Origin of the sequence: Haladaptatus caseinilyticus, assembly GCF_026248685.1 — an archaeon.
Lineage (GTDB): Archaea > Halobacteriota > Halobacteria > Halobacteriales > Haladaptataceae > Haladaptatus > Haladaptatus caseinilyticus.
The window spans coordinates 113,452-125,769 of the sequence record NZ_CP111040.1; the positions used below are offsets into that span (position 1 = coordinate 113,452).

Genomic DNA, 12,318 nt, shown 5'->3' on the forward strand with positions numbered 1-12,318 from the left:
CTCTTTTACGTAACCCTCCAAAATTCGTTGAAAAGCCTCGGGAGAGATTTGAACTCTCGACCGGCTCCTTACAAAGGAGCTGCTCTGCCAGCCTGAGCTACCAAGGCATGACTGGTATCGATACGCTCCCAACAAAGGTCTTCTCCTTTCGAATTCTCCACAAACGAAGATGGTAGTCTGCGTATCTTCTTCTGTGAGTTCGCATCGTTTGACTCCAACTCCGTATGGGCAATTTATACGCTAACCAAATCTCTTCTTTTCTCCCTATCTTACTCACTACAGCGATCGACACTGATGTATACCCTGTATCGAGCGAATGACCCTGCTAAGAGCCCATCTCTGATGAGCACCCACGAAAGCCCAGCAAGCAAACCAAAAATCACAGCAGTGTTGCTCCATCGTCCACCCGTCACTAAGACATACGCGGTCAGAATCGCTGTGAGCAATTCATAGATTGCCCAGACTAAACGCGGACGGTGGAGCGTCCTCATAACTGAACGTACCACTATCTCACCGAGAATTCCACTCGAAACTGGTTCTAACAGCGGGAACGATCCAGTAGCTTCCAAGGCATCTTTGTCCCTTGATCGTCACTCAGGATAGCAGTTTCCTGCTGACGCTGGAATGACTGTCCACAATAGAATAGACCTGTTCTCAAGGTCGTGGCTGCGCGCACAGCAACGCGAGCACGGAGCGGAGGGTGGGGTGGCGGGGCCTGGGTCGGTCCGGCACACAATAAAAAGGAACCTCTACTATCCGACTACTCCCACCAGCGCCCGCGCTCGAGACTGTGAATATCGCTCCAGCCAGTGACGGCTACTGAGACACGCCCCTCGTACCAATTTGTTGCAACTGATCGCAACTGCACCCTTTCACCTTCCTCAACCATCGTCTTTTGCGATGCTCGCCATACGGTGAATTTGATGCGACCACTGTCGTCTTCGATCAGGCCGACTTGTTGGATCTTCGGACTGCCAGGAGTCCACAGCTGGGTAACTTGCCCCTCAATGCTTACCTCCTTTCGATTCACGTCCTGCACATCCGCGATTGAAATCACCTGCCCAGGGGCCGTCCGCAATTCCTCGTACACACCCACGACTGCACTCATCACACTTGTCCCATCCACAACCCGTTCAGCTAACCGCCGACTGATTGCTGCTCGCGACCACTCATCGATTTTTGTCGTTAACCGCATTGCTTGTTTGTTCACTGCCGCCAACTGCTCTTGAGCCAACTCCTCACGAGGATCTCCTCGCTCTGGATCACACCACGGATCCACACTTGCCGCTCGCTCCTGGAACGCACAGCGCCGTTCTTGACTTCCCTCGACCGCCACTCGTCGACATTGTGCTTCTCGCTCTGAATCTTGTGCTCGATCCCACCGCTCACGCGTTCGTGTGATCTCCATCTCTCGTGCCACCAATCGCTCTTCTGCCGCCAACGTCAGTCCACGGCCAACCCCATCTGGATGATTCGTATCCACTTTCCCTTGGATGGTCTGTGCAACCGACGGCTGTAGCTCGGGTGTTTCCTCAACAACCTCATATTGTTCCGCTTCATCACATTCAATCGCCTGTTCGTCAACCGAAACTCTTTGATCAATCGTCTGTTTACTACTCATTGGAACTCTACCACGTTCCGAAGGCGCGTCCACTACCGCGTCTTTTCCGACACTTACCTCTGCATGAGTCACAACGCTACATTGCACAACGCATCCATCTCCTGCGCGCTCGCTTGCGCCTTCGCGAGCGTCCCCCTGGGCGCGAAGCGAGCGCGCGTTTTCGAAGGGACACAACCAGCACCGCGCGGCGACCCGCCCGGAGCAAGCGTCCAGCACACAAGCCGGTTTCGTGTCCGTCGACCAGCGAGAGACGCAACCGAACGTGCGCTTGGTGCTGGCGTCGAAACCAGATGCCCGGAACGGCCGCAGGCCGCACGCCCGGACTGGTCGGTCGCGAGCGACGCGGAGGTCTCGTGAGCAAAGCGAACGAGACGTCGGTGAGCTTGCTCACCGAAAGGCGGCAGCGGCGAGCGGGACGGGCCGTAACGAAGCACCTAAGAACGACTGATCCGCTTTCTCCGGCAGGTCATACACTTCGATGACTCGGTTCATGCAGAGGGCACTCTCGACGAAGCGAGTATCGTTGGGCCAGTCGGGCCACTCGGCAAGTCACTGCTTGAACGCGTCGTTATATCACTCAGTGGACCGCGAAGAACCTGAAACGCCGACGAGCCGTGGCATCAGACGAGACTCTGCACGCCGTAGAAGTTCAGAGGCAGTCGAATTCGCAACCTCCAGTTCACTCGCGACAGCATCAAGAGACGCCTGCCGCGGGACAGCATAATAGCCCATCTCGGTCGCCGTCTCGATCGCTTCTGCCTGGCGACTGGTCAAACAGCCAGTCACCGACCCTAGTCGACGGTCGAGCCGGCCAATCTCTCTGACGTCGACGCCGATGTCCGACCGGGCTTCGAGCGCGTCCACCAGGTCCGACAATGAGTCACCGCTCCCCACGACGGTCACATCGACCCAGCCGTCTGTGCCGTACACAATCGGTGGGACGACGACGAGTTGCAGGTCGATGAATGCCCGAGTCAATCCTCGTTCCGACTCAGTGTACTCCTGGCAGACGTACGAATAGAACCCGGTCTCGTCAAGGGGAGCAAGTTCGAACCATCGAATGGGTTCGACGGTTTCGATGCGGTCGCGATACGCGTCGATGTCGCCGTCGATGTAGAGTAACGCGAACTGGACAGTTTCGAACGACTGATTCCACGCGTGGAGTTCTGCGCGATTCATTGCTTCTGAGTCTGCGACGAACGATTGCAGCGGGTGGCGCATCGCCGCGGGAACGTCGAGGCGAGCGTGGAGGTAGCGCATTAGCAGTTATCGAAACGTCTCACTCGACCCACATAAATAGGCGAGATATCTCGGGACAACGTTCGTTCCGGTCGTGGCCGTTTTTTCACCTATGTGCCCGCAACACAGCGAATTCGATGCGTCGTCCGAGCATTCATCCGGCCGTCGCGGTACCGCCCTCCCCACTGAGACGCCGCCCGGGCCAGCTGGCCTCCCGATACTTGGGAACGCTCGCTCACTCATCGGCGATACGCGGGCGTTCTTTGACGAGATGAGTACCTACGGCGACGTCGTCAGCTATCGCCTTCCGCGGATGGACTTCTGTACGGTGTTGCATCCCGACCTCATCGAGCAGATTCTGCTGGTCGATTACGCACAATACGAAAAGTGGGGGCTCGAAGACTTCGGTGGCGAGTTCGCCCCCAATGGCGTGCTCATGACTGACGGCGACCAGTGGCGACGCCAGCGCACGATGCTTCAGGACGCCTTCACAGTCGAACGCATCCGGAGTTACGGCGAGACGATGGCCCAGTCCGCAGAGGAGCTAGTTGCCGACTGGGACGATGGCGAGGAGATTGCGCTCAATCGCGCGTTCTCGACCCTCACCCTCGACATGTTGACCCGGTCGCTGTTCGATTTAAAACTCGACGAAAGCGGGAGTATCGTGACCGAATTTGCAGAGACCCTCAATGACCGAGGCAGTTTAGACGGCCTTTCTACGTTCGTGCCAATGTGGATTCCGACACCGGAGAACCGCCGCTACAACCGCGTGCTCTCCGAATTTCGGTCATTCATCGAGGGGCTTATCGACGACCGTCGCGGGCAGGAAGACGAGTACGACGACCTGTTGTCACTGTTGCTCACCGTCGAGGACGCAGACGGCAACACGATGTCGGAAACCGAGATTCGCGACCAGATGATAACGTTCCTGTTCGCCGGTCACGAGACGACGTCGCTGGCGCTGACCTACACGTTCCTTGAACTCGCGAAAAACCGGTCTGTACGCGACAAACTGGATGCAGAACACGACGCAATTCTCGGAGGGCAGGCGCCCACGCTTGACGATCTCGCCGAACTCACGTACACGGAGAAAGTCATCCGCGAATCGCTTCGGCTGTACCCACCCGCATTCACCATGTTCCGCAAGACTACTGAGGACGTCGCACTCGGAGGCTATCGCATTCCGGAAGGGACCAGAATCACGCTCCCGCAGTTTTTCGTGCACACGGACGAACGCTGGTACGACGATCCCGGAACGTTCGATCCCGACCGCTGGACGGAGGAGCTCGAGGACTCGCGTCCGGATTACGCCTATTTCCCGTTCGGGGGTGGGCCGCGCCACTGTATCGGGATGCGCTTTGCCATGCTCGAACTGAAGACGATGCTGCCCACAATCGCCCAATCAGTCGAATTCGAATTGCTGTCCGACCCAAATCCTGATTTGGAGATGGCAACGACACTTCGCCCGGCCGAGGATATCCGTGCTCGCGTGAAACGACGGTGATAAACGCGGTCAGACATTGTTTCCGTCCTTCCTCACGGGAGTGAGAATAGTCTACACATGAACTGGCCGGTATCAGTGATATGAATCGCAGTCATCCATCGTCGATGTCCTCGTCAACGCCTTCGATATCCGCGAGTGACGCACCCAATGTCTCCGACATCGAAGTGTTCGAGGACCACGGACCGGAGCGCCTGCAGGACAATTTCGAACTCGGCAACAAACGCCATAGGTTCGCGATGTGGCTAGCCAAGACTGTCAATTCCGATCCGTTTTTAACTTTGGACACAGTGCGATAAGCGGATTGAACACGGGCTCCGTCACTCGCGAAGGGAGACGTCGCCATAGAGAGCGTCTCAACACGCAAGTAAACGAGGAGAAGGCGACAGCGGTGAGCGAGACGTCGGTGAGCTTGCTCACCGGTAGGCGGCATGCGGCGAGCAGGGTGGGCCGGAGAGAACCACCAGTTAAACAGTGAGCACCAAATATCGACTATCCCCTCTGGGTGGGATTGAAAGGGGCCGTGCGCTCGTCGAACGAGACCACATAAGCACCGCAACAGAGTGAACAGCAGCGAGACGCAGCCGTCGAGCGTGCAGGGGCTTTCGAGGCTATTAGCTGCGGAAACATTGCTCACTGCATTTGTCTCTATCCCTAGCCGAGTATCGTCTGTTATTCATTCGATGACTGTCGACTCCATCCCCTCCTGTCGCCCAGTGTGCAGACATAGTGTTCCCCCACCCGATCTCCTATTCAGCTAGTGGTGCTTCAACTGTCGATTGATTGATCCGGATTCTATATGTCGGGGAAAAGAGTAAAAACCTGACAAAATTGACGTGCAAGATATAGAAGATGTAGACAGTATCTCCAGTACTGCACATACCAATCACATCCCTGTCATTGACTTCGAATAAGGTTAGGCTTCAATGACCCCAACAATGATGCCATGGCCGAGCGTTACCCTAGAAGTTATGCTCAAAGATTCGCTCGAGGAGGCATTGAACAAACAGATCAACGCTGAACTCTACTCGGAGTACTTGTACCTCTCGATGGCGGCCTACTATGAGGATGAAGGTCTGCCCGGGTTCGCGTCGTGGATGCGGGCCCAGGCCGACGAGGAGCGTGCTCACGCGATGCGAATTTATGACTTCGTCATCGAGCGAGACGGACGGGTTACTCTGGATACTATTGACAGTCCGCCAAGGGAGTGGTCCGGTCCGTCTGACGCCTTCGAGGCAGCCTACGAACACGAGGTCGAAATAACCGGGATGATCAACGACCTCGTCTCACTCGCCCGTGAAGAGAACGACAATGCGACCGAAAACATGCTCCAGTGGTTTGTTGCGGAGCAGGTTGAGGAGGAAGCGACAGCACAGGCCGTTCTGGATAAACTCAAGCACGTCGGTGACGACGGTCCCGGCCTCCTGATGGTTGATCAGGAACTCGGCCAGCGCGGTGGCACCGGAAGGGACTCGGGCGGGAACGGAGCTTCCACATCTGAGCCCATGGGTGAGTAGTCAGAGACGGTGGCGTCGGACTTCCTATCGTCACCTGATGAATAAGCGCTCTGTAGCTCTCACACCGTAAGAGAACTATCTGCTATCGGGCATCAGAGCGTAGAACTTTGAATCCATCAGTCCATGGTTGACGGACCACTAGATTCACATCGAGAACAGTATCTCAATGCTAGCATCCCCCGAATAACAGTCACTCAAATCAACCGCAGTGAATCGCCGGGATCATCGCCAATGATATCTGCGACCCCGTACACGGAAATCGCATCTGCGTATCCTTGTGCGCCAACAGCCCGTTCAACACCTTTCCTGGCTGGTTTGTCGTCGGTAAGCACAGTAATACCGGCGGTCGACCGGTCTCGAAGGTATTGAACAACTAGTCCTGCAAGAATCGCATCCGCCTTCTCAACCTCATGTTCAGGTCGGCCAGTCTCATTCGCAATCGTCCGTCTCGCGATATCGCTCGCTGCGACGGCATCTCCGTCCGTTGGTGCTGGGGCGTCGATGACCTCGGCCCAGCCCTCCTCAAGGGCGATACGGACACGATCTGTGTCTGGCCCACCGATCTCACCGATAACGCGGTGAGGCAGTTTGAGTACGACGCCAGCGGCCTGCACCGCTTGTCGGAATCGTTTGTACCGCTGGTTTGTCGGATGCCCAATCGCGATAAAGATGTTCGCATCGACGAGGACATCCGTCTCTGCGGACAGCGGCGTATCTTGATCCATCTGTCCTACTCACTCGTCGCCTAGTGGTGGTTCGACCGGCGACGTCTCCATCTCCTCAAGATCAGGAAGATCCATCTCATCATGAACATCTGGGAACAGATAGTCGAAGTAGGGATCGTGATCACGGCCGACAGCAAGGGCTGGCACGAGAGCATACACGATGAGCATCGCTTCTGTATTACGGACATCGATATCACTCCCAACCATTCGCTGTGTTGTTTTACCTGCAAAATGCAGACCAGCACCGCGCAATGCTGCGACGAGCTTCCCAATTCGATACCGCTCAACGAAATATTCGATATCTTCGTCGACTTCTTGCAGCGCAAAAGCATGCAGTACAGTCGGCGTAATGATGATCGGGAGGTGCTTCTCGATGAGCACAATCGGATCGGCAGTCAACTGCTGCGGACGGGTTGAGTCATCACGCTTCACGAGACCAAGCGCGACGAGCCGGTCGACATACTCGTACGTCGTCGATTTGGATAGCTCGAGTCCGTCCATCACCTCCGGTGGCGACACTGGCCCCCAGTAGCAGATATACACATAGACACGGGTGAGAGCTGGGTGGTTGAGGAGTTCAACGATGGTTTCTAACCTGGGTGCGTTCTGTGCGAGTGCTTCCGGGGCAAGCGTTTCCTCGTTCAGTGCGTCAGTTGGTGGGTCGAGCGTGTCAATGCCTCCATCTGGGAGGATCCGACCGGAATCAGGTATCTGAGTCATAGTTACTAGTCCGAAGTCCATGTACTTCAGACTACCGCTGGTTCTAGGGGGACATACTTGGCGTACCACTATCCCATATAGACTGATCGGTCGCAAGCGATGCGGCGGTCTCGTTCGCCTCGCTCACGAGACGTCGGTGAGCTGTGCTCACCGGAAGGCAGCAGTGGCGAGCGGAGTGGTCCATAACGACCGCCCACCTAACTGTCAGAAAAAACCTGCTTATAGTAGACTTAGAATAGATACGGCCGTTGTCGAGCTATCATTCATACAAGACAATGTAAAAACCGACTCCTTCGAAATTGCCGCAGGTTCGAAAGCAGTTCAAAACACGACATCAGCGGACGACTGAGTCTCTTCAGTCATGTGAGTCGATATCTCGACGTTCAACGCCAGGAAAGGTGAGCACATAGTCAGAACCGAATGCTTCACCGGGCGTCAGGAATCCTGCCTCTACTCCATTGTCTAGAACACGACGAGCTGATTCGATGGCTGTCTTTGCGGTTAGGTCATACGTATCCGGCGTCTGTAAGTGCGCACTCACTTGTTCACCATCATCAGTTTCGACCTCCCCGACGACCCGCGTTACATTTTGTTCACGTTGTGCTGCAGTTGGGCCAGAGACCATGTTGTCAATAAGGGTCTTTAACCCCGCTTGAACGGGTTTCGATCCGAGAACCCGCGTGAATTTTCCCGACCGCTTCATTACCTTAATTGCGTACTCAGGAACCGTCGCATACGTTTCGATGTTTGGAATATTCGTCGCGTAAAAGGCGGTCGAGACATCGCCCCACGGCACTGTGACTGCCTTTTTATGCATCCCGTCAAATGCGAACGTACGGGTTCTCCACGCCGGAGGTACATCTCGTATCTCACCGTTCTCGTGGACTGCTCCCGGCCGATGGAGTCCCTCAACGATTGATTTCCCTGTGCCTGGTGAGAACGTCTGTAAACCGTCAAGTGCAAGCCGTAAGCGAGTCGGGTTATCGACCTGATCGGCGAGATAGACAGCGAGGCAGTCTGTCGGAACGACATCGAATCCGACTGCCGGAAGAAGTGTCACATCTGCCTCAATGGCGTCATCATCTCGCTCAGCGATGGATTCAAGCACATCAATCTGGCCTGTAATGTCAAGATAGTCAGTTCCGGTCTCCAGACAGGCGTCGATGAGCGGAGTCGCCGTCGACGAGAACGGTCCGGCACAGTTCAATACCGCATCGAAGTGGCTCACAGACTGCTCGATAATTGCTGGATGCTCGAGACTAAACGTCTGGTGATCAAGCCCGAGCTCGGTTGCCTGTGCCTCAACTGCTTCAGCTTGTCGCCCAGCCAGCACTGGTGACTCTCCCTCGTCAACCGCAGTTTTGGCGACTAAGGCCCCAGTATAGCCGTACGACCCGTAAATGAGCAACTCGTCGGTCATATATCCATTAGCGAGCCCCTCCGTCAAAATTCTCGTGGCAGTTGGTATCGAGACGAATATCTGGTCGCAACCCATCACACTGGGAGGAGTAATACTCTCATCGAGGCCAGAGCGATTGTGGCCTTGCTACTGTCATTATTTGAACACTGCTGATACGTCCTGATGACGGACGAACTGGAGCGGTGATAACCTGGAGACCGTCATCATTGGAACATCTCTCGGAGACGATCGATCACCCCTCCGGTGACCGCAAAAATCGCATCCATCTCGTCGTCGGTGAGTTTGAAGTCAAAGACGTCGAAATTTTCCTGCAAATGTTCGCTCCGAGAGGCTTTAGGGATCGCGATAACGTTCGACTGCTGGAGTAACCACCGTAATGCGACCTGTGCACCGGTCTTGCCGTACTGTTCGCCGATCGTGATGAGCGTTTCGTTGGTCGCAACGCGGCCCTTTGCCAACGGCGTATACGCTGTGAGACTCACGTCGTGCTGGATGCAAAACGCAAGCAGGTTGTCCCGGCGATGGTATGGATTGTACTGCACCTGGTTCGTGACGATCGGCGTCCGTGATGCCTCCATTGCGGCCCGCGTCTGCTCGACCGAAAAATTGCTCACCCCAATATGATGCACGAGACCACGGTCTTGTAAATCATTCATCGCTCCGATCGTGTCTGTAATCTGAACACGATTACTCGGCGCGTGGATCAATAGCAGGTCGATATATGTTGTGTCGAGTCGGTCGAGACTTGCCTCGACTGAGGACAACACCTTCTCTGGCGCCACGTTCCCGCGGTTGAGTTTCGTCGTGACGAAGACATCCTCCCTGTCGACAGCAGCAGCGGTGATGCCCGCTCCGACCGCGTCTTCGTTGTTGTACATCTGTGCTGTGTCCACGTGACGATATCCCAACTCCAACGCTTGTTCGACAGCCACGCGGCATTCTCGACCAGTCATAGGGGCCGTTCCGAGGCCGAGGGCCGGGATAGTGACGCCATTGATGGTCACGGCTTCTGTCGTCGATGCCATAGCCTCACCACGATGTGTAGCTACACGTGTGTTCGGGCGATACCTAACAAGATCAAAAGAGATGAGTGAGCTGTTTGTTCAGGGAGACTCCTCGTCCGTACTACTATAGGCCTCGTTGAAGTCCCATTCACGGCGGAGAAGTTCCTCAACACCATGTTCGAGAATGATCTCACTGAGGGCGGTCGCCCTGTAGTAGGTATTGTGACTGCCACGGTACCGCGACTGCGGTGCGTCGACACCATCAGGGCGGGCTGGGAAGCAGGCGGTGGACATGCCACTCGATCCTCCCGAGGCCCTCGAACGCGGAGCCAGAGCCGACTGTCTCTCCTTACGCCAAAATGCTAAGCTACTCGCTATCCTACATCGTATATGAGCGCAGGTATCGACAACATCCAGTTCTTGGCCACGTCGGCCCACCGAGTCGGCGTCCTCGAAGCGTTGCGCGACGGCCCGACCGACCGTCAAGAGCTGTGTGAGGCCACCGGTGCCTCCTCGCCGACCGTCGGGCGGGTGCTCGCCGACTTCAGCGAACGTCAATGGCTCGTTAGGGATGGCCCCACGTACGGACTGACCTCTCTCGGCGAGTACGTCGCCGATCGATTTCTGGCTCTCCGGGACGTGATGGAAATCGAAGAGAAGCTCCGCGACGTCTGGCACTGGCTGCCGGTGGAGATGCCGGGTTTTTCCGTCGATCTCTTCGCCGACGCGGTGGTTTCCTACCCCGGGCCAGGGTACCCCTACGAGCCCGTCGAGCGTCTCAGCCAGCTCATTGCGTCTACCTCGTCGTTGCGTGGGTTCGACAACATCGTCTACAAGTCGAGCAACCTGGAGACAGCCTGCGGCGCGGTTCTCGAGGGAATGACATTCGAGTACGTGTTTACGCCCGAGGCCCTGGAGGGTACCTTCGCCTGGAACCCAGACCGGATTATGGAGGTTACTGCCTGCGAGAACGCGGCCATCTTCGTCCATGACAACCTTCCCGACGGCGACCGCTGCGGCCTCGGCATCGTAGACGACCGGGCTGGCATCTGCTGCCACGACACCGAGACCGGGGCGCTCGTGGCTGTAATCGACACCGACGCCCCGAAAGCCCGTGAGTGGGCCATCTCGGTCTTCGAGGAGGTTCGTGTGGAGGCGACTCCGTTAGACGCCGCCGCCTTCGATTCCACCGCGCCATCGTAACGCCACTGACGACGACCGCCGCTATCGAACTCGCAAACTAATCAGCTTGGATCCACTGACGTAGCGGGCCCTCGGCCTACCCGAGATTTCAAGGCGTGAAATCCTGCATGCGGCATCATCACTTCCCTCGGGCGCGTACGTTTAGCCGAGGAACGAACACATGACCGAGCGATACGACACCATCGTCATCGGTGGCGGTCAGGCTGGACTGGCGACCGGGTACTACCTGCAACAGTACGATCAGGACTTCGTCATCCTCGATGCGAGCGACCGCGTCGGCGACGCATGGCGAACCCGCTGGGACTCCCTTCAAGTATTCACGCCAGCCCGCTACTCGACCCTGCCGGGGATGGACTATCCGGGCTCACCGTACGCCTTCCCCACAAAGGACGAGGTCGCCGACTATCTAGAAACCTACGCCCTGCATTTCGACCTGCCCGTCGGACTCGGCGTCCGAGTGGACGGGCTGGAACGGAGCGGCGATGGTTTCCTTGTGAGCGCCGGCAACCGGCGGTTCGAGGCGGACAACGTCATTGTGGCGATGGCGAGCTACCAGGTCCCAAAGATTCCTGAGTTCGCGTCGGAGCTCTCTGACGACATCGTTCAGTTGCACACAAGTGACTACCGCAATCCCGATCAGCTCCAGGACGGGGACGTGCTCGTCGTTGGGGCGGGTAACTCCGGTTCCGAGATCGCCCTCGACGTCGCCGACGAACACGAGACGTGGTTGTCTGGCCGGGACGTTGGCCACGTGCCGTTCCATATCGACTCGTGGTTCGGCCGTCACTTGGGTGTCCCTTTCGTGATGCGCGTGCTCTTTCACAGAATCCTCACGACGGGGACGCCCATCGGGCGTCGGAAGCGCCCGCAGATACTGTCACAGGGCATCCAGATGGTTCGAGTCAAACCAAGTGACTTGGCCGCGGCTGGCATCGAGCGAGTGCCTCGCACGACCGGCGTCCGAAACGGTCGCCCAGTCGTTGGGGACGACGACGTCCTCGATGTCGAGAACGTCATCTGGTGCACTGGCTTCCAGCCTGACTTCTCGTGGATCGACCTCCCGATCTTCGACGGGAAAGAAGAGCCCAAGGAGCCCGTCCACCTGCGCGGCGTCGTCCCGGACGAACCTGGCCTGTATTTTGTCGGCCTGTTTTTCCTATACGCGATGACGTCGGGGCTGTTCACCGGCCTCGGAAGGGATGCGGAGTACGTCGTCGACCACCTGACGTCAAGGACGCGACAGCAGCACCCCCATCCGAGTTACACCGGATCGGTGGACGAAGCCCCAGATCAGTCGTAATCGAGTTCGGCGTCGGCCCTATGTCTAAGAGAGGCCAGTCTCGAACACGTCGCCATCTCACACGGTCT

General features: G+C 56.9%; 12 protein-coding genes and 1 tRNA gene. 5 read left to right on the forward strand and 8 right to left on the reverse strand.

The features are described 5' to 3' along the window. Positions 1-33: 33 nt before the first annotated feature. Together OOF89_RS17890 and OOF89_RS17895 are read right to left on the reverse strand one after the other, a co-directional pair. Positions 34-107, reverse strand: a tRNA-Thr gene (locus OOF89_RS17890). 653 nt (positions 108-760) lie between these two features. Further along, positions 761-1,621: a DNA-binding protein gene (locus OOF89_RS17895; RefSeq protein ID WP_266081537.1), complete on the reverse strand. Its 861-nt coding sequence runs from the start codon at positions 1,619-1,621 to the stop codon at positions 761-763. Positions 1,622-1,684: 63 nt separating this feature from the next. Between OOF89_RS17895 and OOF89_RS17900 the strand changes: the two genes are divergently transcribed. After that, positions 1,685-1,978: a hypothetical protein gene (locus tag OOF89_RS17900; RefSeq protein ID WP_266081539.1), complete on the forward strand. Its 294-nt coding sequence runs from the start codon at positions 1,685-1,687 to the stop codon at positions 1,976-1,978. A gap of 216 nt (positions 1,979-2,194) precedes the next feature. On the opposite strand, the gene OOF89_RS17905 is transcribed toward OOF89_RS17900, so the two are convergent. After that, positions 2,195-2,881 (reverse strand): helix-turn-helix domain-containing protein, encoded by a 687-nt coding sequence (locus OOF89_RS17905; protein WP_266081542.1) that lies wholly within the window; start codon positions 2,879-2,881, stop codon positions 2,195-2,197. A 91-nt stretch (positions 2,882-2,972) separates the two neighbouring features. On the opposite strand from OOF89_RS17905, the gene OOF89_RS17910 reads away from it, so the two are divergent. Both OOF89_RS17910 and OOF89_RS17915 read left to right on the forward strand, forming a co-directional pair. Continuing rightward, complete coding sequence (locus tag OOF89_RS17910) at positions 2,973-4,364, forward strand: cytochrome P450 (RefSeq protein ID WP_266081544.1); 1,392 nt, start codon at positions 2,973-2,975, stop codon at positions 4,362-4,364. Positions 4,365-5,332: 968 nt separating this feature from the next. After that, positions 5,333-5,878 (forward strand): ferritin, encoded by a 546-nt coding sequence (locus tag OOF89_RS17915; RefSeq protein WP_266081546.1) that lies wholly within the window; start codon positions 5,333-5,335, stop codon positions 5,876-5,878. A 194-nt stretch (positions 5,879-6,072) separates the two neighbouring features. On the opposite strand, the gene OOF89_RS17920 is transcribed toward OOF89_RS17915, so the two are convergent. From OOF89_RS17920 to OOF89_RS17940, 5 genes are all read right to left on the reverse strand, one after another. Beyond that, positions 6,073-6,603 carry a hypothetical protein gene (locus OOF89_RS17920; protein WP_266081548.1) on the reverse strand — a complete coding sequence of 177 codons (531 nt, stop codon included), beginning with the start codon at positions 6,601-6,603 and terminating at the stop codon, positions 6,073-6,075. 9 nt (positions 6,604-6,612) lie between these two features. Continuing rightward, positions 6,613-7,344: a DUF7437 domain-containing protein gene (locus OOF89_RS17925; protein WP_266081550.1), complete on the reverse strand. Its 732-nt coding sequence runs from the start codon at positions 7,342-7,344 to the stop codon at positions 6,613-6,615. A gap of 334 nt (positions 7,345-7,678) precedes the next feature. Then, positions 7,679-8,743, reverse strand: a complete 1,065-nt coding sequence (locus OOF89_RS17930; protein WP_266081552.1) for a saccharopine dehydrogenase family protein — start codon at positions 8,741-8,743, stop codon at positions 7,679-7,681. Between the two features lie 203 nt (positions 8,744-8,946). After that, positions 8,947-9,768: an aldo/keto reductase gene (locus OOF89_RS17935; protein ID WP_266081553.1), complete on the reverse strand. Its 822-nt coding sequence runs from the start codon at positions 9,766-9,768 to the stop codon at positions 8,947-8,949. A 78-nt stretch (positions 9,769-9,846) separates the two neighbouring features. Continuing rightward, positions 9,847-10,041 carry a hypothetical protein gene (locus OOF89_RS17940; protein ID WP_266081845.1) on the reverse strand — a complete coding sequence of 65 codons (195 nt, stop codon included), beginning with the start codon at positions 10,039-10,041 and terminating at the stop codon, positions 9,847-9,849. 96 nt (positions 10,042-10,137) lie between these two features. Between OOF89_RS17940 and OOF89_RS17945 the strand changes: the two genes are divergently transcribed. Together OOF89_RS17945 and OOF89_RS17950 are read left to right on the forward strand one after the other, a co-directional pair. Continuing rightward, complete coding sequence (locus OOF89_RS17945; RefSeq protein ID WP_266081554.1) at positions 10,138-10,950, forward strand: helix-turn-helix transcriptional regulator; 813 nt, start codon at positions 10,138-10,140, stop codon at positions 10,948-10,950. A gap of 160 nt (positions 10,951-11,110) precedes the next feature. After that, positions 11,111-12,250 (forward strand): flavin-containing monooxygenase, encoded by a 1,140-nt coding sequence (locus tag OOF89_RS17950; RefSeq protein ID WP_266081556.1) that lies wholly within the window; start codon positions 11,111-11,113, stop codon positions 12,248-12,250. Positions 12,251-12,318 lie beyond the last annotated feature (68 nt).